Source organism: Sporosarcina ureae (assembly GCF_002109325.1).
GTDB lineage: Bacteria > Bacillota > Bacilli > Bacillales_A > Planococcaceae > Sporosarcina > Sporosarcina ureae_C.
This window is the reverse complement of record NZ_CP015348.1, coordinates 2,134,679-2,158,576: the sequence shown is the minus strand read 5'-3', so window position 1 is coordinate 2,158,576 and position 23,898 is coordinate 2,134,679. Positions and strand designations below refer to the sequence as shown.

21 protein-coding genes, 1 pseudogene and 2 riboswitches are annotated in these 23,898 nt (G+C 42.8%); of the genes and pseudogenes, 7 read left to right on the top strand and 15 right to left on the bottom strand.

Going from position 1 to position 23,898, the window contains the following annotated elements; all coding sequences use genetic code 11:
• Positions 1 to 146: 146 nt before the first annotated feature.
• The 3 genes from SporoP32a_RS10715 to SporoP32a_RS17045 all read right to left on the bottom strand — a co-directional run bounded on the left by SporoP32a_RS10715 (position 147) and on the right by SporoP32a_RS17045 (position 5,345).
• The gene (locus SporoP32a_RS10715) at positions 147 to 2,465 is read right to left on the bottom strand and encodes an S-layer homology domain-containing protein (protein ID WP_085427868.1); all 2,319 of its coding nucleotides are present in this window, start codon (positions 2,463 to 2,465) and stop codon (positions 147 to 149) included.
• A gap of 103 nt (positions 2,466 to 2,568) precedes the next feature.
• The gene (locus SporoP32a_RS10710) at positions 2,569 to 4,698 is read right to left on the bottom strand and encodes a DUF4430 domain-containing protein (protein ID WP_085427867.1); all 2,130 of its coding nucleotides are present in this window, start codon (positions 4,696 to 4,698) and stop codon (positions 2,569 to 2,571) included.
• 143 nt (positions 4,699 to 4,841) lie between these two features.
• Positions 4,842 to 5,027, bottom strand: a riboswitch (cobalamin riboswitch).
• 141 nt (positions 5,028 to 5,168) lie between these two features.
• The gene (locus SporoP32a_RS17045; protein ID WP_099625366.1) at positions 5,169 to 5,345 is read right to left on the bottom strand and encodes a hypothetical protein; all 177 of its coding nucleotides are present in this window, start codon (positions 5,343 to 5,345) and stop codon (positions 5,169 to 5,171) included.
• 362 nt (positions 5,346 to 5,707) lie between these two features.
• On the opposite strand from SporoP32a_RS17045, the gene SporoP32a_RS10705 reads away from it, so the two are divergent.
• Positions 5,708 to 7,198 (top strand): glycine betaine uptake BCCT transporter, encoded by a 1,491-nt coding sequence (locus SporoP32a_RS10705; protein WP_085427866.1) that lies wholly within the window; start codon positions 5,708 to 5,710, stop codon positions 7,196 to 7,198.
• 47 nt (positions 7,199 to 7,245) lie between these two features.
• Here the strand turns inward: SporoP32a_RS10705 and SporoP32a_RS10700 are convergent, their stop codons facing one another.
• The 7 genes from SporoP32a_RS10700 to SporoP32a_RS10670 all read right to left on the bottom strand — a co-directional run bounded on the left by SporoP32a_RS10700 (position 7,246) and on the right by SporoP32a_RS10670 (position 12,804).
• Positions 7,246 to 8,526, bottom strand: coding sequence for an O-acetylhomoserine aminocarboxypropyltransferase/cysteine synthase family protein (locus SporoP32a_RS10700; protein ID WP_085427865.1), 1,281 nt, complete (start codon positions 8,524 to 8,526; stop codon positions 7,246 to 7,248).
• Between the two features lie 240 nt (positions 8,527 to 8,766).
• A riboswitch (SAM riboswitch) is annotated at positions 8,767 to 8,870 on the bottom strand.
• A 239-nt stretch (positions 8,871 to 9,109) separates the two neighbouring features.
• The gene (locus SporoP32a_RS10695) at positions 9,110 to 9,886 is read right to left on the bottom strand and encodes a sulfite exporter TauE/SafE family protein (protein ID WP_085427864.1); all 777 of its coding nucleotides are present in this window, start codon (positions 9,884 to 9,886) and stop codon (positions 9,110 to 9,112) included.
• A 57-nt stretch (positions 9,887 to 9,943) separates the two neighbouring features.
• Positions 9,944 to 10,171, bottom strand: a complete 228-nt coding sequence (locus SporoP32a_RS10690; protein WP_085427863.1) for a sulfurtransferase TusA family protein — start codon at positions 10,169 to 10,171, stop codon at positions 9,944 to 9,946.
• Positions 10,172 to 10,228: 57 nt separating this feature from the next.
• Positions 10,229 to 11,350 (bottom strand): MBL fold metallo-hydrolase, encoded by a 1,122-nt coding sequence (locus SporoP32a_RS10685; RefSeq protein ID WP_085427862.1) that lies wholly within the window; start codon positions 11,348 to 11,350, stop codon positions 10,229 to 10,231.
• Positions 11,347 to 11,925, bottom strand: a complete 579-nt coding sequence (locus SporoP32a_RS10680) for a sulfurtransferase TusA family protein (protein ID WP_085427861.1) — start codon at positions 11,923 to 11,925, stop codon at positions 11,347 to 11,349. The genes SporoP32a_RS10685 and SporoP32a_RS10680 overlap by 4 nt, the downstream gene beginning before the upstream one ends.
• 45 nt (positions 11,926 to 11,970) lie before the next feature.
• A complete protein-coding gene (locus tag SporoP32a_RS10675; protein WP_085427860.1) occupies positions 11,971 to 12,450 on the bottom strand; it encodes a DsrE/DsrF/DrsH-like family protein in 480 nt (159 codons plus the stop codon).
• A 90-nt stretch (positions 12,451 to 12,540) separates the two neighbouring features.
• Positions 12,541 to 12,804 carry a metal-sensitive transcriptional regulator gene (locus tag SporoP32a_RS10670; protein ID WP_085427859.1) on the bottom strand — a complete coding sequence of 88 codons (264 nt, stop codon included), beginning with the start codon at positions 12,802 to 12,804 and terminating at the stop codon, positions 12,541 to 12,543.
• Positions 12,805 to 13,099: 295 nt separating this feature from the next.
• Here SporoP32a_RS10670 and SporoP32a_RS10665 point away from each other — a divergent pair, with 295 nt between their 5' ends.
• Together SporoP32a_RS10665 and SporoP32a_RS10660 are read left to right on the top strand one after the other, a co-directional pair.
• Positions 13,100 to 13,321, top strand: coding sequence for a DUF2187 family protein (locus SporoP32a_RS10665; RefSeq protein ID WP_085427858.1), 222 nt, complete (start codon positions 13,100 to 13,102; stop codon positions 13,319 to 13,321).
• A 107-nt stretch (positions 13,322 to 13,428) separates the two neighbouring features.
• Complete coding sequence (locus tag SporoP32a_RS10660) at positions 13,429 to 14,085, top strand: substrate-binding domain-containing protein (RefSeq protein WP_198166144.1); 657 nt, start codon at positions 13,429 to 13,431, stop codon at positions 14,083 to 14,085.
• Here SporoP32a_RS10660 and SporoP32a_RS10655 read toward each other — a convergent pair.
• Both SporoP32a_RS10655 and SporoP32a_RS10650 read right to left on the bottom strand, forming a co-directional pair.
• Positions 14,068 to 14,955, bottom strand: a complete 888-nt coding sequence (locus SporoP32a_RS10655) for a DMT family transporter (RefSeq protein WP_085427856.1) — start codon at positions 14,953 to 14,955, stop codon at positions 14,068 to 14,070. The genes SporoP32a_RS10660 and SporoP32a_RS10655 overlap by 18 nt on opposite strands.
• A complete protein-coding gene (locus SporoP32a_RS10650; RefSeq protein WP_085427855.1) occupies positions 14,952 to 15,869 on the bottom strand; it encodes a LysR family transcriptional regulator in 918 nt (305 codons plus the stop codon). The genes SporoP32a_RS10655 and SporoP32a_RS10650 overlap by 4 nt, the downstream gene beginning before the upstream one ends.
• A 113-nt stretch (positions 15,870 to 15,982) precedes the next feature.
• Between SporoP32a_RS10650 and hutG the strand changes: the two genes are divergently transcribed.
• The 4 genes and pseudogenes from hutG to SporoP32a_RS10630 all read left to right on the top strand — a co-directional run bounded on the left by hutG (position 15,983) and on the right by SporoP32a_RS10630 (position 20,811).
• Positions 15,983 to 16,942, top strand: coding sequence for a formimidoylglutamase (hutG, locus tag SporoP32a_RS10645; RefSeq protein ID WP_085427854.1), 960 nt, complete (start codon positions 15,983 to 15,985; stop codon positions 16,940 to 16,942).
• Positions 16,939 to 18,113, top strand: a pseudogene (gene gltS / locus SporoP32a_RS10640) (sodium/glutamate symporter). The gene hutG and the pseudogene gltS overlap by 4 nt, the downstream one beginning before the upstream one ends.
• 513 nt (positions 18,114 to 18,626) lie before the next feature.
• Positions 18,627 to 19,853 (top strand): peptidase T, encoded by a 1,227-nt coding sequence (gene pepT / locus SporoP32a_RS10635; RefSeq protein ID WP_085427853.1) that lies wholly within the window; start codon positions 18,627 to 18,629, stop codon positions 19,851 to 19,853.
• A gap of 4 nt (positions 19,854 to 19,857) precedes the next feature.
• Positions 19,858 to 20,811, top strand: a complete 954-nt coding sequence (locus SporoP32a_RS10630) for a DMT family transporter (RefSeq protein ID WP_085427852.1) — start codon at positions 19,858 to 19,860, stop codon at positions 20,809 to 20,811.
• 50 nt (positions 20,812 to 20,861) lie between these two features.
• Here SporoP32a_RS10630 and SporoP32a_RS10625 read toward each other — a convergent pair whose 3' ends face one another.
• The 3 genes from SporoP32a_RS10625 to SporoP32a_RS10615 form a co-directional block, all read right to left on the bottom strand.
• The gene (locus SporoP32a_RS10625; protein WP_085429054.1) at positions 20,862 to 21,755 is read right to left on the bottom strand and encodes a DMT family transporter; all 894 of its coding nucleotides are present in this window, start codon (positions 21,753 to 21,755) and stop codon (positions 20,862 to 20,864) included.
• A 256-nt stretch (positions 21,756 to 22,011) separates the two neighbouring features.
• Positions 22,012 to 23,082: an ABC transporter substrate-binding protein gene (locus SporoP32a_RS10620; RefSeq protein ID WP_085429053.1), complete on the bottom strand. Its 1,071-nt coding sequence runs from the start codon at positions 23,080 to 23,082 to the stop codon at positions 22,012 to 22,014.
• A 32-nt stretch (positions 23,083 to 23,114) separates the two neighbouring features.
• Positions 23,115 to 23,894, bottom strand: coding sequence for an ABC transporter ATP-binding protein (locus SporoP32a_RS10615; RefSeq protein WP_085427851.1), 780 nt, complete (start codon positions 23,892 to 23,894; stop codon positions 23,115 to 23,117).
• Positions 23,895 to 23,898: the final 4 nt, after the last annotated feature.

Genomic DNA, 23,898 nt, shown 5'->3' with positions numbered 1-23,898 from the left:
AAAAAATCCTATGCAAATATAATAGAAAAACATTACGAAAGGGTGAATTGCCTGTATTCCATTGCCCACAGCCCTTCCCCTCTCTCTCCACACAATCTACGATAAAGACAGATAATCTTGCACCACGTGGATGCAAGATTGCCTGATCATTTTGTATTCAAAAACTCGATTAACATTTTTACTGCATGTGCACGAGACGTAGAGTTATTTGGCATGAAGTTGCCTTTTTCTCCCTTAGCCATATTCAAATCATATAGCATCGTCATCGCCCGTATCGCTTCCATATTGTATGAATGAATATCACGGAAAGGCGCTACTTGCTTAATCGTATACGCTTCACCATTCTTCACTTCATACGCACGGAATAACATCAATGCCATTTGAGCACGCGTTACTTTTTGTGCCGGCATAAATTTACCGTCTTTTCCATTCACAATACCATTATGGTAGGCAGCCGCAATTTGTGCTTGCGTGCTTGACGCATAATTTTGCGTATCCAAGAATGGTGCTTTCTTATCCGTCTTCAAGTCCAACGCCCGCACAATAATAGATACCGCTTGAGCACGCGTCAATGATTGATTCGGCTTGAACGTATGATCCTCATAACCGCTTACGATTCCTTGCTCAACCGCCTGATTAATATATTCATTTGCCCAGTGCCCTGTAACATCCGTAAACTGTGGAGTTGGAGTGGGTTCTGGTTCTGGTTCTGGTTTCGGATCTGGGTTAGGTGTTGGTTCAGGATCTGGCTTTGGTGCCGGAAGAACCGGTACATCTTTGAAGTCGTACAATACACCTTTATTTTTCGTGAATAAATCAAATGCTACTAATGCTTGCAAAGCTTGCTCTGTGGCCATGCTATTCGATCGGCTATCACCCGCTGTATGCTGGAATCCACCGTCAGATGTCTGGAAACTCAATAGGTGATCGATCAAGTTAATGCCGTTCTTTGTAAACATGGGCATACGTGGATCGATTTGATTCGCAGTCAAGCCGATAATGACTTGTGACGTCGCTTCACTGGAAATACCACCAACAAATGCTTCATCAAAACCACCTGTTGGACCTTGTGCATCCGCCAAGAACTTCACTGCCCGGTCCATCGCTTGACGAACTTTCGGCTGATCGGTATACGGTGCAATTCCGATTAACGCCATTGCCGTAATATCATAGCTCGTTGATCCTTCTTTACTCGTTGACAGGCTCCATGAACCATCGTCTTTCTGATGTTTCAATAGTTCTGCAACTAGACTTTCACGCGTCCATTTCGAATGGCTCGGCACTTGATAATTTCTAGTATCCAATGCAATTAACGCGAAGATAATACCGTTATTCCCTTGATACGTCAGGCTATCTGCGCCTGTCAAATGCTTTTCACTATTTAAGATTTTATCAATTAAATTAAATCCTTTGCCGTCTGCGTTCATCGGATCAATACCGATTGCTGCGGCTGCCATCGCTAAACGTTCTACATCCGTAATCTTCATGCGACCTTTGCCAGATCGGCTCGTCACTTGATCCTTCAGGTTTTCATAGAACGCTTTATTATAAGAAGCCGGAACTTTCTTACCTGCTTTCACAAGTCCGATTGCCTGCCATTCACTTTCGATCGAACTAGAAAGCATCTGCGCACTTGCCTTGTCGATTGCTGAAGTGACAAGCTGAGCATAATCTTTAGCAGACGGTGTTTCCGGTTCTGGCTTCACTACCGGTGGCTCCGTTGGTGGGTTTGGGTTTGGTACTGGGTTTGGGTTTGGATTTGGTGAAGGGTTCGGTTCAGGTTTCGCAGTTGGCGCGTACGTAACCTTCATTGTTTTCGTAACCGAATCATTCTTCGCATCCGTCGCCTTCAAAACGATAGTATTCTCACCATTTTGCAATACTGCGTTTACTGTATTTCCCGTCACAACTGTTTGCTTACCATTTACAGTAGCAGTCGGCTGAAGTGCTGTGCCGAAATAACTAGCTGCGTTCACTTGGAAGGAAAGAGTAGACTTCGTAACGGTTGTTCCGGAAGTCACTCCTGATACTGAAATCTTAGGCTCCAAGTCTTCACGGAACGGGAATAGATCCGCGTTTAGATCCTTACCTAAATCCGTCGTATATTTCCATTCCACTTTATCGCCAGGGATAAGCTTAATGACACCGGCTCCACGATTCGGGAAGGTACCGTTGACGCTGTACATCCAGCCGCTGCCTTGTCCGCGGTCGAATTCTGCTACTTCATTAATTGATTCAACATAAGCGGTCTCGCCATCGCCGCCTCTATATTTCATTTTTATGTCGTTAGCCTTTACGCTGCGTTTTAATACGCTTAGAACTGTGTCACCTTCATGGACTTCCACAGTAGAAAGAGGCATCGGTATCTCTGTAGAAGAGATGGTAATAGAGTGCTGTAATGTCTGTGTAGATTGATTTTCATAGATCGGCGTCGGTTGCTCTGCAAATGAAGGAGCAATCGGCATGAGGACAGCTGCACTCGCCAATGCGAATGCTGCTGTTATTTTCGTGAAATTTTTGATGATAGAAATAACGCATACCTCCTATGTTCTTCTTTTAAAAAGTGTCTTATTGGATGATGAATAGTTTACGTGTTGCTTGTTTAAGTGTTGTATCTTTATCCGATACCGGTTCAACAATAAATAATGAATAAAGTCGTCCACTTGTATAGTTCGATTGCGGTGTAACAGTCACTTTATTTCCATTCGCCGTTACATTTACTGGAACTTTACTACCTTGGATATCTTCAACGTAGATTTTTGAAAGGTTATCTACTGAATCCTTTACCGTTTCATTAAATGTGATTGTCCATGGTTTGTTCGGCGTAACTACAGCAATATCGAAATCCTTATATGAACGATCGTTATCGACTAAGAATACTTTTTTCGTTCCATTCGGTACTTTCACTTCTTTTTTAGTACCATTTTCTCCAGCTTGAACGATGAAGTATCCTTCTTTGGCTTGTGCATTTTCAAGTGCTATAGGAGACCAAATATTATCTTTACTCTTCTGAATGTTTAATAGACTACCATTCAATAGACCTTTTAATATAGCCGTATTTTGTTCAATTTCAGGGTTGGTCTGTGAAATTTCTTTCGAAAAGTCATATAGACGTCCTTCACCTTTTGTAAATAAGTCATACGCAACTAAACCTTGTAGTGCCTGCTCAGTTGCCATACCATTTGAACCCTTTTCACCAATTGTATGTTTGAAACCACCATCCTCAGCTTGGAAGCTTAAAAGATGATCGATCAAGTTGATACCATTCTTAGTGAACTTTTCACTTTGTGGATTAATGTTATTTGCTGTTAATCCGATAATCACTTGTGAAGTAGCTTCACTTGAAATACCGCCTACAAACTCCTCATTAAACCCGCCAGTTGCACCTTGGTTCTTTGATAAAAAGTTTACTGCCTGTTCCACTGCATTTTTAACAGCGGGTTGATCCGTATAAGGAGCCAATCCTATTAGCGCCATGGCAGTAATGTCATAGCTAGTCTTTCCTGGAGGATCATTTGCAAGACTCCATGATCCATCTACTAATTGTGTTCTCAATAGCTCAGCAACAATCTTTTCACGATTCCAACGGGCATTCTCTGGTACGGAATAGTTTTTTGTATCCAATGCAATGAGTGCAAAGATTGGACCATTATTACCTTGATACGTCATGCTATCAGAGTCTAGGTAAGTCCAGTTTTCACTGTTGTAAATCTTCTCGATTAAGTCAAATTGCTTTACATTCTTTGGATCTTTTCCAATAGCGACGGCAGCCATTGCTATTCTTTCAACATCCGTTATTTTCAGACGACCTTTTCCTGTTTTCTTTAAGATTTGATCCTCAAAGTTACTATAAAATGATTCTTCATAATCAGCGTGAATATCAAAACCCGCTTTTGTTAATCCAATTGCTTCCCATTCACTTTGGATTGGACCTTGCATCATTTGTTTTGCCGCTTTTTGAATTGCATCTTGAGTTCGTGTTAATTCCTCAGTAACTTCAACAGTTAATGAATTCGCTTTTCCCCCTACTGTCACCTTGTCTATAGGAGTAATTTGAAAGAATCCTTGTTCTAATGTTCCTTTGAATTGAATGACTACTTGTTGATTTGATTTTTTCGTAATTGAAATGATTTCCACATTCGACTGATTGCTAACCCAATTTGTTGGATTCGTTGCATGATCAGTAAACGTATCGCCTTTTAAATTTACCGTAATTGATGAATCTGAGCCTGTCTGGATACTTCCAGACGTAGATAAACTTGCGTAACGTCCATAATAGAAGCGTAATTTGTCTTGTTGCTCTAGTACGTAAGCCGATGCACCGACATTTGGTTCCTTACCGTTAACCGAGTACATCCAGCCATCCCAATGTCCTAAAGAACCTGCTTCTTCATTATTAATAGAAGATACATAAGCTCCCCATTCACTTTCTGTGATTGAGTAGTCTATGCTTTTACTATCCAATGCTTTCTTCAGCGCATCTAATGCATTTTGTCCCTCTGTAATTTGAATCGGTTCCTTTAAAATCACACCCGCTAAGCCTTCTACTTCTATATCTATCGTATAAGTAGCAGCTTGCATGCTCGTGTTAGTCTGCTGAACCTCCGTATTAGCTAAAGCAACTGAACTACTTCCAGGTAACAGCATCGTTACTGCTAGTAAAACACTTGCCATGATGGATACATAACGCTTAAACAAATCAATTCCCCCTCGTCCTAGTTTGGTAAATTGAACACAAAAAAGCCCTTGCCTCCAGAAAGAGACAAGGGCACTATGTATAGACGGACTTCAGCTACTAACTTATTACATCCAATACAATATGCATACCTCTTCCTGGGAGGCGTAACGCATGTTATTTTGGCAAGTCTCCTGACTTATGGATCATCACATCTTCAACCTTCCCAGTTTTTCACCAGTGGTATTCTGAAGATACTTCCCATTTACAGTGGCCGGACCGTACAGGAATTTCACCTGTTTCCTTTTTCATCTTTACAGTAATGTAAAGAACCAAAATATTCTATTCAATTTTACAATAGTATATCACAAGCTTGCTTGCTACTTTTGGTTATTTTAAAAGAATAGTATAAAAGACCAATGAAAGATTTCTTTCATTGGTCTTTTTTTGAATACTGTTTATTTTATTTCAAGCCATATCATCGAGTAAAAGCTTACAGTTCCTGATAATCTCGCTGGTACACTCCGCCGTCTTTCACTTCTGCGTGATAGAGTGCTTTTAAAGCAAAGCTTTTTTCAAGTTCGTGTTCTTTCATGATTTCTTTCAAACGTCTGTTCAACTCGGGACTATGTTTTACAAGCTGAAGCATTTTAGGTTGTGAATATTGCATGGTAGTCTCCTCCTCATATCTTTTGTTTCTTTAGTATAACACGGCTGTACTTTCTACGTTACACGAACACTACACACTGCTATACGTGGAAATTCTTCACCAAGTGTTGTACACTGTCACAATGCATCCGACACGAAGTTCCGTAAAAATAATCCAGTATATAGTCGAATCCCGCATCTGTGCGTGAGAAAAATTTTTCTTACTATGAATCATTGTAGTAATAAGACCGTAAAGGACATGTAAAAATTTTAACGTTTACACGCTACGAATGTGGGTAGTGTTAAGTGTATGTCTGTAATTTTACGAAGACGATGCAATTATTCAGCTCCAACGTGGGACTACATGAAATATAAGGAGGACATATGAAAAAAGTATCGATATCATTCTATATTACGTTAGTGGCTGTCGTATTGGCAGTCGGTTACGGCGTGATTGCGCCCGTGCACTTCGAAGAAATCACATCTACTATAAAGAACTTTATTTCAAATTCATTTGGTTGGTACTATTTACTAACTGTTTCCATGTTGTTCTTCGTTTCAGTATATTTAATATTCAGTCCGATCGGTAGAATCCGATTGGGGAAAGATACGGATAGACCACAATTTTCATTATTTTCATGGCTTGCTATGTTATTTTCAGCAGGTATGGGGATCGGTCTTGTATTCTATGGGGCAGCAGAACCACTATCGCATTATGCAGTAGACCCTGCTACAACAGCTCCTGAAACGAAAGCCGCTTATAAAGAAGCAATGCGCGAAACATTTTTCCACTGGGGATTCCATGCGTGGTCCGTTTACGGTATGACGGCTTTAGCATTAGCGTACTTCCAGTTCCGTAAAGGGCAACCCGGCTTAATCTCCGCAACACTTCGTCCAATCTTTGGTGACCGTGTGGACGGAAAACTAGGGACGGTTATTGACGTATTCGCGATATTCGCTACTGTTTTTGGTGTAGCTACATCACTTGGATTCGGTGCGGTTCAGATTAACGCCGGACTCAATTACTTATTCAATATCCCAATTGGATTCTGGTCACAGTTCGTCATCATCGCAATAGTGACGGTATTATTCATGATTTCCGCATGGAGTGGACTTGGAAAAGGAATAAGGATTTTATCCAATACCAATATGATATTGGCATTAGCTTTGTTAATCTTCATTATCGCGCTCGGCCCAACATTATTAATCTTCAACATGTTCACTGATTCTATCGGAGGGTACTTGGAACATCTGATTCGAATGAGTTTCCGTACAGCACCGCTGACGCCTGAAAATCGCTCATGGCTCAATGACTGGACGCTTTTCTACTGGTCTTGGTGGATAGCTTGGTCACCATTTGTCGGTATGTTCATTGCACGCGTTTCAAAAGGCAGAACGATTCGCGAGTTCATGATTGGCGTACTCGTTGTACCTACAGTATTGAGTATGGTTTGGTTCGCAGCATTCGGTACTACAGCGATCGAAACACAAAAAGCAGGCATTATCGACCTGGCTTCAAGCGCAACTGAACTGACAATCTTTGAGATGTTCAGTGGACTACCTTGGTCATTTGTGATTTCCATCATCGCCATCTTGCTGATTACATCATTCTTCATTACTTCAGCGGATTCGGCTACATTTGTACTCGGCATGCAGTCGTCGTACGGTTCATTGACTCCACCTAATAATTTAAAAATTGTATGGGGTGTCATTCAATCTTCCATCGCAATTATCCTACTTTATGTGGGTGGATTGGACGCATTGCAAAACGTCATTATTATTGCCGCTTTGCCATTCTCCATTATACTGATTATGATGGTTACTTCCCTGTTCAAATCATTGAAGGACGAACGAAAACGAATAAAACGCAAGTAAAAAAAGGAACACCAACGCAAATTTGCGAGGTGTTCCTTTTTTGTATATCAATTTGATGCTTTTTCAATTGCTTGTTTCAAATCCGCAATAATATCCTCTGCCGATTCCAATCCGACTGATAGACGGATTAGTTCTTCGCTTACACCCGAGTTTTTCAAATCCTCTGCCGATAACTGTTGATGTGTAGTCGAAGCTGGATGGATGATCAACGACTTTGCATCCCCAACGTTCGCGACATGAGACCAAATCTCCACATTATCGATAACTTCGCGACCTGCATCGCGACCACCTTTTATTCCAAATACAATGATGGAGCCGTACCCGTTCTTCAAGTGTTTAGTAGCCAGTTCCGCTGTAGGATGATCTTCAAGACCCGTATATGTCACCCATTCTACTGCATCATGACCTTGCAGGAATGCCGCCACTTTCTGCGCATTTTCATTGTGGCGAGGTACGCGTAAATGAAGTGTTTCTAGGCCTTGCAACAAGTTGAATGCACTGTCAGGAGCTAGACATGGACCAAAGTCTCTTAGCAATTGCACACGCAGTTTTGTTGCGAAAGCAGCCGCTGCAGTGTCGATACCGTAACGTAAGCCATGGTAAGACTCATCAGGCTCTGTGAACCCAGGGAATCTTCCTTGCGTCCAGTCAAATTTACCTGCATCGACCGCTACTCCACCAATTGTCGTACCATGCCCACCAATCCATTTCGTTGCTGAATGAATAACAACGTCCGCACCGAATTCAATCGGATTCGAGCCATATGGAGATGGGAATGTATTATCGACAAGCAATGGAATCCCATTTTCATGCGCGATATTCGCAACAGCTTCCACATCCAGAACCTGCAAGCTTGGGTTACCGATAGTTTCTGCAAACAAGGCTTTTGTTTTATCCGTAATGGCTGCTTCAAAATTCTTCGGGTCAGAAGCATCAACAAACTTTACAGTAATACCGTAACGCGGTAATGTCACAGCGAATAAGTTGTATGTACCACCGTACAGATTGCTAGCTGCAACAATTTCATCGCCAGCTTCGGCAATGTTCATAATAGAGAACGCAATGGCCGCCATTCCGGAAGACAACGCAACCGCCGCAGTCCCTCCTTCAAGCTGTGCAACGCGCTCTTCGAAAACAGCTACTGTCGGGTTCGTGATACGTGTATAGATATTGCCTGCTTCTTTTAAGGCAAATAAGTTTTGAGCATGTTCCGTGTCTCTGAATACATAAGAAGTCGTACGATGAATTGGCAACGCACGTGAACCCGACTCCGGATCCGGCTTTTGCCCTCCATGTAATAAAATCGTTTCTGGCTGTAAATTCGTCATAACCATTCCCCTTTTTTATCATGTATCGATGGAACACTCGAAAAGCGGCAGAGGGCGCTTAGCTGCGACAGGCGTTGGAGGGCTGAACGCAAAGGAGTGTTCTTCTCCTTTTCGTTTAGACCGAAACGTCCCGAGCAGCTGCCCTCTGGAACTAGACACAAGAAAAGTGCAAGAGGGCACTTAGGTACACAAAAAACCCTTCTTCCTAATAAGAAGAGGGCTGCGCTTTCGCTTATTCCTCCCTTATCTTCCAAACTACTTATAGTTTGTAGGAAGTAGCACCTTTGCTTTCGCCGGTTGCCGGGCATCACAGGGCCTAATCCCTCCGCCGCTCTTGATAAGAGTGTGTCTATTCGTTTTCCATCGTTGAAAAATAGTATACGGCTATTCCGAGTCTATTGCAAGGTAATTTAATAGAATGTTTTGAAATTAGTATAAGTTTTGACATGTTGACATGAAAAATGGAACAGTGAAACCACCGTTAATCTAATGTTAGTGACGTGTGAAGTTTTTCCACTTGCCACTTCACTAAAAATCGCCAGAAACATGTTCAATGAACGATGTTCTGGCGATGTTGATTTTATTAGAATATATCCCACCAAATCTTCACGGCCGATGCCATAATGAGAACGGCAAGGATGCTTTGTAGGACTTTGGTGTTTACTCTACGGCTGACTTTCACACCGATTGGAGCTGCGATAATGCTTGCGATTATCATAACGAGAGCAGGTCCGTACGGCACTTGCCCAGTGAAGAATTTACCTGACGCCGAACCTACTGATGATAGTAATGTGATGGCCAATGATGTAGCAATTGTAACGCGTGTTGGGATCTTTAGGATGACGAGCATAATCGGTACCATGATAAATGCACCACCAGCTCCAACGATTCCCGCTGCCAATCCAACAATGAATGCCGCACTGGAAGCTATGATGCGATTAAATGTAATTTCTTCAATCGGCTGATCATCCAACCCCTTTTTCGGAATAAACATCATAATTGCCGCAAGCACAGCCAGAATACCATAGACGATATTTACAGTCGCTTCTGATAGCATGCTGGAACCTGCACCGCCGATCACACTGCCGATCAACACACTAATCCCCATATAAAGAACAAGTGGCTTCAAAATCAGATTACTTTTTCGGTACGCCAAAACTCCTGAAAGTGACGCAAAGAATACTTCAACTGCAGTTATACCAGCTACTTCATGTGGTGTAAACGCAGTAAAACCAAGTAGTGCAGGAATAAATAACAACATTGGATATTTGACAATCGCGCCCCCGATTCCCATCATTCCGGAAAGGAACGAGCCGACGAGTCCAATGAGGAAGATCGTAATAATAAATGGAATGGTCATGATGTTCTCCCTTCTTCCTGATGAAAGAGGGAGACAGCCATTCCCTCTACCCTAAGTTTACCCTTTTTGGATCCAAAATTTAAAGACATCGGACTCTTGTTGCTGGTCTTTTATTTCATGATTACCAGAAGCCGCCCATGCTGTCAGGTCGGATACCGATCCTTTGTCTGTCGTATGAATCTCCAGAACATCTCCTGTTTGCATATCCTTCATTGCTTTCTTTGCACGTACGATCGGCATTGGACACGCCAGCCCTTTTGCGTCTAAAAATGTTGTTGAACTCATATTTATCTTCTCCTTTTAATGTGGGTTATTGTTTTACAGCTGATTTAATATAACTATTTACCGTACCGCACAGCGATTCGGGCCAATCTCCATCTCACGTTGCGTTTCTTCGTCAGGTTGGATTTTCCCCATATTCATCTGTCGTATTTCCTGATACGCGTTCGGTTGCGGAGGCAAGTTCCCCGTGACTAATTCTCTGAACTCTTTTTCATCTTCAATGCTCAAGCCGTGGTTTTGCTTATACAACACGCCAAGCTTTTCCGACACGCTGCCGTCTTCATTCAACTCATCTATAATCATGAAGTGAGCCGGTAAAACCGTTAGTTCTTCTGACAATTCTTTATAACGACTATACAAGGACTCACGTAAGTCGCCTACCCAATCTTCTGCCAATCCTGCCAAATCCGGACGTCCAATCGAATCAATGAACAGAATATCACCGGTCATCAAATAGCTATCATCGACAATAAATGAAGTCGAACCAATAGTGTGTCCTGGCGAATAAAGTGCTTGAATATCAATTTTAGTATCACCTACTTGAATCGACGTATCGCCTTCTAATGCAGCATATTCAAATACGACTTCTTCTGCATCTTTTGGCGGTAGCCAGTACGTTGCCCCCGTTGCTTTTGCAATCTGACGACCACCTGAAATGTGATCCGCATGCAAGTGCGTATCGAGTACATTTGTGATCTTCACACCGCGTTGCGTAGCAAAGTCCATAAACACATCTGTCATCCGCGTCGCGTCAATGATTGCCGCTTCTCCGCCTGATATGACCATATAGGAAAGACACCCTTTACCAAGACGGACGAATTGATAGAGCTCACCACCTGATTTCAAATCGGCAATCTTCACCGGCTCCAAATACTCGCTCCACGCTTTCATTCCTCCTGAAAGATAGCCTACTGAATAGCCTGCTTCTTCAAGGATTTCCGCCACCATGACGGACGAACCTTCTTTAGCACAGACTACTAGGATCTCCTCATCTTTTGGCAATTGGTCTTCAATTTCTTCGATGCCATCCAATAAATCAAAGTACGGTACGTTTAAATAGCGCACTTGGTCACCTTCGATTTTCCAATCTTCAAATGCAGTTTCATTTCGAACATCCAAAATGAATAATGACTCTTTCGCAATAACGCGCTTTGCTACTTCACTTGATTGAATGATTCTCATTTATTCATACCCCCTACTGTATTTTCTATTTCACCATTCCATTTTGACATACCAGGAATTACATTCGTGACATCTTCAAAACCCTTTGCCACTAGTTTTTGACATGCCATATCACTGCGGTTACCTGTTCGGCATACAACGAAGAGCTTCTTGTCTTTACTGAAGTACGACATTCGTTCATCCAATTGGCCAAGAGGTATGGATAGGGCACCAGGTATATGAGCAAATGCGTATTCTGCTTCTTCGCGAACGTCTAGTAACACAGCATCAGGGTGTTGCAGTTGATCTAACAACTCATTATTGTCGACTGTAACTGGATATTCTTTTTGTGACTGATCTTCCTGACCCGCTTTTCGTACGAAGTGGCGCCATACATCAGCTTCTTTCACATTACCGACGTATTGATGCCCCACACTTTCCGCCCATGCCTGTAAATCTGCCGTGGTCCCTGAATCTGTCGACTGGACTTCGAGCACTTGACCGTCATCCATCTCTTTCATCATCTTTCTCGTCCTCACAATCGGCATTGGACAAGCAAGCCCTTTTGCATCTAACACGTTATCTGACTGAATCATTGTACTCCTCCTATACACCCGGGGGTATTCATTTGTATAAAAAAATTAAATAAACAAGTTCACTTGACCATCTTGCGCCTCACCTAAGTAAGCTGCCACACCGCCATACTCCACTTCTTGTAGAAGCTCTCCTTCATTCAGTCCTAGCAAATCCATTGTCATCGTACAGGCAATCAATCGTACGTCCTGCTCTATTGCCATATCGATCAGTTGTGGTAATGTCATCGCGTTATGCTTTTTCATTACTTGCTTGATCATCTTAGGACCCATTCCTGCAAAGTTCATTTGCGATAATCCCATTTTATCTGCTCCACGCGGCATCATTTTACCGAACGCCTTTTCAATGAAACTTTTATTACTTTTAATCGGTTCATCTTTGCGCAATGCGTTCAATCCCCAAAACGTATGGAAAATTGTTACTTCATGATCATATGCCGCTGCGCCGTTCGCGATAATATAAGCCGCCATCACTTTATCGTAATCCCCACTAAATAATACAATCGTTGTTTTCTTTTGCTCTGTCATGCTCTCGTCTCCTTCTATTTGAAAATCATTTTGCTAAATACCTATGGGGGTATATTATATGCTATAAAAAAAAGAGTCAAGTGATGTTGCTCATCGACTCTTTACTAGAAGATCCACGGCTTCACTAATAATAGATTCATGTGTGCGTTCATCTGCTTCGTCTAAGTTTTCAATACAGGCAATCAAGTTGGAACTAACGATTACGCCAATTGTACGATCAATAGCAGAACGACTGGCTGATAATTGCGTGATCACTTCTTTACAGTCCTTGCCCTCTTCCATCATACGCAAGACGCCTTTGATTTGACCCTCTAGACGCTTCAAACGATTTTTGACTTTGTCATCATACTCCATATCGCTCAACCTCCTATATGTTATCCTAATAATATACCCCCAGAGGTATAATGTCAACCAATTGATTTATATGATGTAGTATATCACGTCAGCTTCTATCTATAACGATCAATACTTTCTACTTCATCAAATGATTATACAAAATACTTGCCCAATCGACAAAGTTCTAGTATGATGAATAATTTCCCGAAATGTGTTATACTAGATCTAGTAAGCTATTGTACGCATTTTCCGTTTTGTTTTACTGACAAATTGCGACAGACTAAATTCCACACTACTGAAGGAGTTGATTCGATTGGCATTCCCACGAAAAGATCGTCCAGTTTCTGATTTTGTAGCATCACGGTATGTAGACGAAGTCATATCTTTCAACCGTAATGATTATGAAGTTTCCGGGACTATACACAAAATCCTTGAAAACTCCGTCATTGTAAAAATTTCTGAACAAGACGCTGAAAATATTGGAGCAGCTTCCAACATGACTGTCGTCGCACACAAAAATTATACAGTTCAATAATGGTGTGTTCGATGCCTTGCAGATTATTGCAAGGCTATTTTTTCACAAAAAAACCAGTCACAACTACAAGTCATTCACTATAAAAATGTGTATTGGAGATGATTGATTTGATTAATCATACAAATATAGATTTAACGCAAACAACCTCACTAAAAGGAACTTTACGTATTGGTGCTTCACCAGTTATTTCGCAAGCTATTTTACCAGACGTACTCACTCGTCTACACGCGAAGTATCCCGATATGCGGCTCGAACTAACAACTGCTCCTTCTTCTGACATTGCGCGATTACTGAAAAGCCATAAAGTCGACGTTGGTTGCAGTGAACTGGACAACCTACCATCGGCTGAAGCATTTATGCAAGACGAACTAGTACTTATTGCCTCTGCTACACACCCACTTGCACGTAAGAGAAGCTCGTCTATCCTAGATTTGCAAAATACACATTGGATTTTACCTGATACGGAAGATCCTAGTCGTCTATTAATTGATCAATCGCTTAAACAGTATGGAGTCCAAGTACAGCCTACTATTATGAGCTCGCCAGAAAGTATCAAACAAGCCGTTCTTAGCGGGCTGGGCATCGCTATTTTGTCGCGCCACAGTTCCAAACAGGAGCTCGCACAAGGTGATCTAACCATATTGGATTATAAAGTCGCGCCAATTAAACGTGCTTTTTATACAGGCACTCGTTCTAAGACGAATGAAGTCCAAGCATTTCTCAGCGAGCTTCAAGCTTATTGTCGTCTATGGCAAGTCAACTAGTCCTCTTCTAAGCTCTCGTTTGCTACGCCAGTTCACGAGGAATATTCCCAAACTGATGAGCATACCTCCTAAAATCAATGACATGGATAACTTCTCATCCAACAGAACCCATCCCGACAACGTCCCGAAGAATGGTGCCAAAAACAAAAACGCACTCGTTCTCTCGGGATTTCCTGTCTGTAATAAATAAAACCAAATAGAAAACTGTACAATGGATGCGGCAATCGCAAGCCATCCTAAAATCGCTAATGACAATGGATTCGCTATGAAAAACGGTTCTTCAAGTACATAACTCGCTACAAATAAGATCAATCCGCCAAATAGCATTTGATATGCAGTCATTACCCACGTATCAAAACGATGCCCATGTACTTTGACGAGCAATGTCGCACAAGCCCACGCTACAGCAGATAAAAACCCTAACACTGTACCAATCTTCCAGTCTAAATGACCGCCCATTGTAATGAATACCCCAAACAAACCACAAACAACACCAATCCATTGTTGCAAGCGGTAATGTATTTTCAATACTAGCGTCCCGATGACAACGACAAGCAACGGATTTGTAAATGTTAAAATAGATGTTTCACCTGACGTGATCGTCCGAAGCGCCATAAATATACATCCCATGACCGCAGCTGTCTGCAATGAACCAATCAGCACAAGCCACTTCCACTCTCCAAATGTTTTCGGGTGTGGTTTTTTTAATATCTTTACTACCACGGCCATGATGACGCCTGCAATCGTAAACCGCATTGCCACTAGCAACAGCGGTGAAGAGTATTCCAATCCAATTTTCCCAATAGCAAATGACGAGCCCATTAAAGCGGTCGTAATAACGACTAATATGCCGAATAAAAATTTATTCATTCAGTTTCCCCTCCCTCTTTCGACTTTACAGAGGAATCTCGCCGCATTTGCATACTATCGATCAACACCTCAATAGCTGGTGGCATATAACGCTTTTCCAAATAAGTTAGATACACTGTACGGGCTAACGTCTTTGAATTGGTTGTTTTAATGACAATGGTCGGATCAGGCCCGTGCGCAAAATACTTTTGTGGAATAATCGAAATTCCAATATTCTCCCGTACAAGTTCTACAATCGTTTCAAAGCGCTCTACTTCGTAACATATATTCATTCGCACGCCTTCTTCGGCAAACGCAGCAAATATATCTTGTCTCGTTTGCAACCCAACACTCGTGACAATGAATGCCTCATCTTCTAAGTCGGCTAGCGTAATGGAATCCTTGCTCGCCAGACGATGTTCAGGATGCATGACAACTGCTAATTGCTCTCGATACAAAGGTATCGAGACAATATCCGAAGCTTCTATAAATTGATTGGTTAAACAGACATGGACAGCGTACTGACGGAGCGCTCGCTCAACATCTCCACGGCCTAATACTTCTATTAACTTCACATGCATCGATGGAAACTCCTGGCGATATGCAAGTAATATAGAAGGAAGCCAATTCTTCACGGATTCAATCATCCCGATCTGCACACTTCCATTGCCTGTCCACTTCACCTCTTTAATCTCTTGTTGTAAAATATCTGCCTCATGAAAAATTTGCAAGGCACGCTCATAAATTACGCTACCTGATTCCGTTAGTTGGACACGTTTAGTCGTTCGTTCGAGTAACTGAAATCCGACTTCTAACTCCAAATTCTTGATCGCTTTGCTGAGCGAAGGCTGCGAAAGATGAAGTTTTTTAGCCGCTTCAGAAAAGCTGGATTGCTGCACCACCATGACAAAATACTGCAATTGCTTGAATTCCATTCATCTCACCTCCACTTATAGCCTGCATGCATGAATATATGAAAAACATGTATTAGAATTAATAAATACAAACCAGTATAGTAAGAATATCACGTTGGAAAGGGTGAAGTATATTGTTAATTCCATCAAATGAAAAATACTGGTCAGGTCGTACCGATAGTGAGACCGACAGAGCTGCATTCCGAATGCATCAAATCATCCAATTTTCCGAATTAAAAGAAAGCGCTACCAATAAAACATGTACCCTCATCGGATTTTCTTCAGAAGAAGGTGTACGTCGAAATAATGGCAGACTCGGTGCTGCAGAAGGACCGAATGCCCTACGTAACGAACTAGCGAAACTACCTTGGCGTTTGCCTGCTGACCGTCAAATAATTGATGTAGGCACTGTCATATGTGAGCACGGTCAGCTAGAACAAGCGCAAGCTGAATTAGGCACAGTCGTTCAAAAGAGCCTTCTCCATCATACGAAACCCGTTATTTTAGGTGGCGGACATGAAACCGCTTACGGTCATTATACAGGAGTTCGAGACTTCCTAGGCCCTGACGCAAAACTTGGTGTAATAAATATTGATGCTCACTTCGACTTGCGTGGCTACGATGAACAACCTTCTTCAGGCACGATGTTCAAGCAGATGCTCGACGCCGATCCGCATGTTGACTACCTTGTGCTAGGTATTCAAGAATTTGGCAATACAGACGCATTATTCGCAGAAGCCGATGCAAAAGGCGTGACATATGTCACAGAACAAGAAATTTCGACAAGTCCTTTAGATGATACATTGCAAAAAATACAGTTATTCATTGATAAACAAGACGCTATTTTGTTAACATTGTGCTCGGATGTCCTGAATTCTGCGTTCGCTCCAGGTGTAAGTGCGCCATCTCCCTTCGGATTAGATCCGTTGATTGTACGCTCTTTCATTCAAACGGTGGCATCGCATGAGAAAACACTTTCATTCGACATTTCCGAAATAAATCCGTCACTTGATCATCATAATCAAACGGTTAAGCTGGGGGCCTATCTTACAAATGAAGCAATCTTTGCATTGCTGGGAGGTCGAATCACATGACAATTGAGCTAAATCAAATTTCTACGCTGTTTTTAGCGTTAGCTCTCCTAACACTGGGTACGATGTTAGTCCGTAAAGTCGGCTTTCTCCAGAAATTCTGTATCCCTGCCCCTGTTTCGCGTTTTTAGCGACTATTTTGAAGTACTTTGATTTAGTGAGTTTTTCTTTAGATACTTCATTGCAAAATCTATTCATGCTGACATTTTTCACAACAGTCGGTCTGGGTGCTAGTTTCCGTTTGATTCGTCTAGGCGGAAAGCTATTGATGATCTACTGGGTAGCTTGTGGCTTCTTAGCACTGATCCAAAACGTCATTGGTGTATCCATGTCCTATATATTTGGATTACACCCGTTGATCGGTATGATGGCTGGCGCTGTCTCGATGGAAGGCGGACACGGTGGTGCTACTGCTTACGGGGAAACATTAGAGAGCCTTGGGATTGATTCAGCCCTATCCGTTGGTATTGCAGCAGCAACCTTCGGACTCGTAGCAGGCGGTCTAATCGGTGGTCCAATCGTTAAATACTTGATCAATAAATATGATTTAAAATCTACGGAAGTCGAGCATGAAAAAGCATATTCCGTGGAATCATTGGAAAAACCAATCAACACAGATAACTTCCTAACACAGACGTTATTGATTACTCTTTGTATCGCAGGCGGTACATTTATCGGGGATCTGTTCTCTAGTGCCACTGGTTTCGTCATGCCAGGTTATGTAGGCGCGATGTTCGTTGCAGTTATCGTTCGTAATATTGTGGATCGCGTGAAGGAAGATGCGGTTCATATGACAAGCATCAATTTGATCGGCGACGTTTCACTCGGTATTTTCTTATCGATGGCGTTAATGAGCATCAAGCTGTGGGAAGTTGCAGATTTGGCACTTCCATTGTTGCTGATCGTCTTTGTACAAGTGATCTTCGTCGCGTTGTTTGCGATCTTCGTCCTGTTCCGTTTGCTCGGTAAGGATTACGACGCAGCCGTTATGATCGCTGGTTTCGCAGGCCATAGTTTGGGTGCGACGCCAAATGCGATGGCGAACATGGCAGCCGTCACAGGACGCTATGGTCCGTCACGCAAGGCCTTCTTGATCGTCCCCATCGTAGGCGCCTTCCTCATAGACGTCGTCTCGATGCCGATCATCATCACTACGATTAATATATTTGCTTGATTGTCGTAAATTAAACACTTTAAAGATGTAAGCTAATTAGTGAGTGCGAAGGGATTGAAGCTCCAGCTGGAGACGCTTTCCTGAGGGCGTGGCCCGAGCTTCCGCTTCAATCCTACTTACCAAGTGGGGATACTTATATCGCTCATTGTAGATAGTGTGTGAATTATTGTTGTGTTTCAACTTATTTAAGTTCAATGACAGATCAAGGTCTAGATCAAAACTAATTTTAATAATGAGCGGTAAGTTTCAACCACTTGCTATGCAAGGGATTCGAGCGAGAGCCGTAGCGATGGACGGCTTTTGCGAGTAATAGCGAAGCGTTTGGTGCAAATCTTTGCACAAGGAGCGGCGACCCGCCTAGAGCGCAAACCCCATCCCCAACACTAACTAAACCTTTATAATTCCCCAAGAACCGAAATTCTCGGTTCTTTTTTTATTCCTTTTAAGCGTAATTTTCACACCCTTCTGTTAAAATGAAAACATTAATTCGCATCTTGGAGAGGAGCTTGCTTTATGAAAGAAGAACTAATCGAACGACTCACACGCTACGCTAAAATCGACACACAATCCGACGCTACTTCGGACACAACACCGTCCACAGAAAAACAATGGGACCTGTTGCGGGTACTCGAAAAAGAGATGACTGATATTGGTCTCGAAGACATCTCAGTCGACGAAAACGGCTACCTATTTGGTACGCTGCCATCAAACACGGAAAAACAATTACCAACGGTCGGCTTCTTGGCGCATATCGACACAGCTCCTGACTACACGGGTACGAACGTCAACCCACAACGTATTGATAACTATGACGGTAAGGACATCTCATTAAACGAATCAACAATTATGAGCGTACAAGCATTTCCAGAGCTCAACAACTACATTGGCCATACCCTGATTACGACAGATGGCACAACTTTACTAGGTGCTGACGATAAAGCTGGAATCGCGGAAATCATGACAGCGATGCACTATTTAGTCGAGCATCCTGAAATCAAACACGGGAAGGTACGCATAGGCTTCACACCTGACGAAGAAATTGGGCTTGGTCCACATAAGTTTGACGTAGAACGTTTTGGCGCTGACTTTGCTTATACAATGGACGGCGGACCACTTGGGGAACTACAGTATGAAAGTTTTAACGCGGCAGGTGTTGAAGTGATTTTCCACGGTGCGAATGTCCACCCAGGAACAGCTAAAGATAAAATGGTCAACTCCTTGCTAATCGCGGCAGAATTCCAGCAAGCAATGCCACAACACGAAATTCCGCAGGAAACGGAGCATTATGAAGGCTTCATTCACTTAATGAATATCGATGGTTCTGTAGAAAAAACGACCTACCAATATATTATCCGTGACTTTGATAGAGATTCTTTTGAAGCTCGCAAGCAACTTGTACAAGATACTGCTACACAGCTTCAGGAAAAGTACGGTCAACATGCGGTAGAGCTAACAGTAACGGATCAGTACTTCAATATGGGTGAGAAAATTACGCCTGTAATGGAAATCGTCGATGTAGTAGCGGATGTCTATCGGAGTCTTGATATTGAACCGAAAATCGCACCCATTCGTGGGGGTACAGATGGTTCCCAACTTTCCTACATGGGAATGCCAACGCCAAATATCTTTACGGGCGGCGAAAATTACCACGGTAAATACGAATTCATCTCAGCAGACAATATGGTGAAAGCTACACAAGTTATTATCGAGACATTGAAACTTCAAGAACAACGCGGTTAAGCGTATGAAAGCAATTTGGATTGGCATTTTATCCGCACTATTCTTTGCGGTGACATTTGTATTGAATCGATCCATGGAACTGGATGGCGGTAGCTGGATGTGGAGTGCTTCACTGCGCTATTTCTTCATGGTTCCATTTCTACTCGTCATTGTAGCGATGCGTAGAGGATTGCATGGCGTCAAACGGGGAATGACTGTTGCCCCCTGGTCCTTTTTCATTTGGAGTTTCGTCGCATTCGTTCTATTCTATGGTCCGCTGACGTTTTCAGCTGGCTATAGTCCGGGATGGCTTGTTGCAGGAACATGGCAAATGACGATTGTGGCTGGGGTTTTGCTAGCACCCTTCTTCACGTTCCAAGCGAAGACGGAAACAGGGGGATTCCGCACAATCCGCCACCGTATTCCTGCAGCATCGTTGGTAATTTCATTGGTCATCTTCGTGGGTGTCGTGTTGATCCAGATTCCACATGCGAGTAGCGTATCGACGAAAACTATTATGTTCGGTACGTTGCCGCTTGTCATTGCAGCATTCGCCTATCCACTTGGTAATCGAAAAATGATGAACCTAGTAGGCGGACGTCTTGATATGTTCCAACGTGTACTTGCGATGACACTGATGACGATACCGATTTGGTTAATCCTTGCGTTATATGCTTGGTCGACGGTCGGATTGCCTTCTACAAGCCAAGTGGTGCAGTCATTGATTGTCTCGGTGAGTTCAGGCGTTATAGCCACCTCTCTCTTCTTCATGGCAACCGATATGGTGCAACATGATCAAGGAAAACTAGCGGCAGTTGAAGCTACGCAGTCTGTCGAATTAATTTTCGCCATGCTTGGTGAGATGTTGTTGCTAAGCTTGCCATTACCTGGCGTTCTTTCATTAGTAGGCGTGCTAGTAATTATCGGCGGCATGTCGTTGCATAGTTATCAAACTGCATTGGCTACTAAAAATCCATAGAAAAGGGTTGTCCCATAGTCAGTTTATGACCCGTTGGACAACCCTTTTTTTCATATTTTACGTTCTTTAATTTGTGGTGGGATGCGCTTTCGCAATAATTGCGGTCTGACTTCAGATAATAAAATGGCGATAAAGATAATCAATGCGCCGAGAAACATTCGAAATGTCAGTAATTCGTAAGCTAGGGCCACGGAAAAGACCATCCCCCACACGGACTCCGTTGACAAAATAATAGCAGCCTTCGTTTCCGACAGATGCTTCTGTGCAACGGTTTGCATCAAAAATGCTAGTGTCGTCGAGAATACTGCCAAGTACAATACTGAACTTAAGGCTGCCGAATCCATCGAGAATGAAGTCTCACCTATTACAATGACCGTGATACAGCTGATCACCGCGGCAACCGTCATTTGCAATAATGTCAGCAAAATAGGATCCACCGAACTGACGAATCGTCCTGTGTAGAAGATATGGAATGCGAACATCACGGCGCAACCAAGTGTCAGCAGGTCTCCTATATTTATGCTTGAAGACCACTGCAACGATAATACTGCTACTCCGATGAGTGCCAAAACGGCACCACCTAACTCAAATTTGTCGAGCTTTCGCTTATATAGGATAAATGCGATAAACGGTACAATCACTACATTCACACCCGTTAGAAAGGCATTTTTTGAAGGTGTTGTGAATTGAAGTCCTACTGTTTGCAGGGCAAATGCTGCGTACAGCAAGATCCCGAGCACTGTTCCTTGCCATAGTATGGATTTGTTTAGTTGGCGTAGCCGCTTGTGGAATACGAGTGCTAGTAATAGTGCGCCAATTGTGAAGCGTACTGCTAAGATTTGATACGGTGTGTAGTAGTCCAAAGCGAGCGCGCTCATCACAAAGCCGCTACCCCAGATGATGGCGGTGATTGTCAATCCTATTTCGCCTATGTATTTTCTCATTTCTTTCACCATGCTTCCGCTAGTCAGTCGTATTATTCTAGCACGAATTTCTGTCAGATTATAGATGAATTTGTAATTGGAGCTTCTTTTGCGAATGGTAAGGGACATTGTGAGTGTGATGGGATGGAAGCTCCAGCTGGCGTCCCATCCGAAACACGTCCGAGCGCTAATCCTCCTGCCAGCCTATCTAATTCCACATCAAAAAACTGTCCATGAAGTCACACCCATCATGACTTCCTGGACAGCTGTCTACCTATCACTCTTCATATAACCCTATCTCCTTAATAGCACGCTCGACTAGCGATGGATCTACAGACTTGTCAAAGTCGATTTCCCCACGTATAGCGCCATTAGCTTTGTACATCTCATACTGCTTCTTAATATCGTCGATGAACATCTTACCGTTCGGATCGAGCCCTGTTACGAATACTCTCTCCCATAATTCATGATCCTTCAAAGCCGTATGTTTCACCATGATGTCGATAATTTCATCTTTTCCTTGATCCTTAAAGAACGCGTCGTTGTAGTCACGCACTCCTTTAAGGTAGGCTGCCATGAAGCGCACCGATAGATCTTTATTGGCCATGAACTGCGGTGAAGCCAATACCATGGCGATCTGAGACTCGGGTGCATAGTCTGTCGCGTCCCCGAAGCGTACGTGGAAACCTTTGTGGATTCCTTGTGCGATCAATGGTTCAATGTTCAATGCAGCATCAATTGTTCCTGAATCAATTGCTCCAAGCATCGCACCAAAGTCTGCGATATGGACATATTCCACATCGTCTTCTGTCAAACCTGCGTGCTTTAACATTTCTTCATAGATATACCCATCAATCGAATTCCTTGATGACACAGCAATTTTCTTTCCTTTGAAGTCGCTGTACTCCTTGATTTCATCAACCATATGATTACCAATGACGAAACTGAAGTAGGACTTGCCAAGCATATTATGTCCTTTATCTGCGATAATCCGAACATCGATTCCTTGGGCAATCGCGTTGAAGAATGATGCTGTAGAAACGCCACCCGCGATATCCACTTCTCCGGCAGCTAGTGCAGGTAACATATCATCGCTGTTGGCAAAGTCCGCAAAATCTACACGTATATTATAGTCGTCAAAATAACCCTTTTCCTTCGCAATATAGAAACCTGCTCCAGAAGCAGCCCCATCTTCCGCAATGAATACCTTCGCCTGCTTTTCAAGCGGAGCTAAGTCACCGGATATAGGCTTATCATCGTTCGCTACAGGCTTCACAACTTCTTTTGGAGAGCACGCACCCATTATCAATACAACTGACAATACGCTGAATAAACCTGCCTTTTTCATCCACTTCCCCACATCATCTCTCCTTTTATCATTTATTCTCTCGATTTCAGTACTTCTTCTTGCAAGTGATGCCAAATCTCAATGAATTTCGCTGCCATTTCAGGATCTTTCCGAATATCTTCCATCTTTCTCGGTCTAGGTTTATCAATGATAATCTCTTCGATAATTTTTCCTGGCTGTGCGCCCATCAATAGAATTCGATCACTTAACAACAATGCTTCATCGATACTATGCGTAATGAACAACACCGTCTTTTTCGTCTCTGCCCAAATACTCAATAACTCTTCCTGCAAAATAAAGCGATTCTGTTCATCGAGCGCGCCAAACGGTTCATCCATCAATAGAATCTCCGGATCGTTTGCGAATGCCCTGGCAATACTCACCCGTTGTTTCATTCCGCCAGACAATTCCTTTGGATATAGCGAAGCGAATCGCTCCAATCCCGTCTTCTTCAAATAAAAGTCCGTTCGTTCAGCAATGAATGCTTTCGGCAAATTACGCATCTTCAAACCAAAGGCGACGTTTTCGCGTACCGTCAGCCATGGAATAACCCCACGTTCTTGGAAGACCATTGATTGCAGAGGCCGATCATTCGATTCTGTTTCAATCGTAAAAGTGCCAACACTTGGTTGTTCAAGTCCAGCAAGAATCCGCAGTAATGTCGTCTTGCCACATCCACTCGGTCCGACTATACAAACGAACTCACCGTCTTTTACAGTCATGGAAATATTCTCAAGCGCGACGACACTGTCTTGTTTCTTATAAAAGGATTTCATTAATCCATCTACTGAAATTTTAGGCTTCCCCTCCATTTCC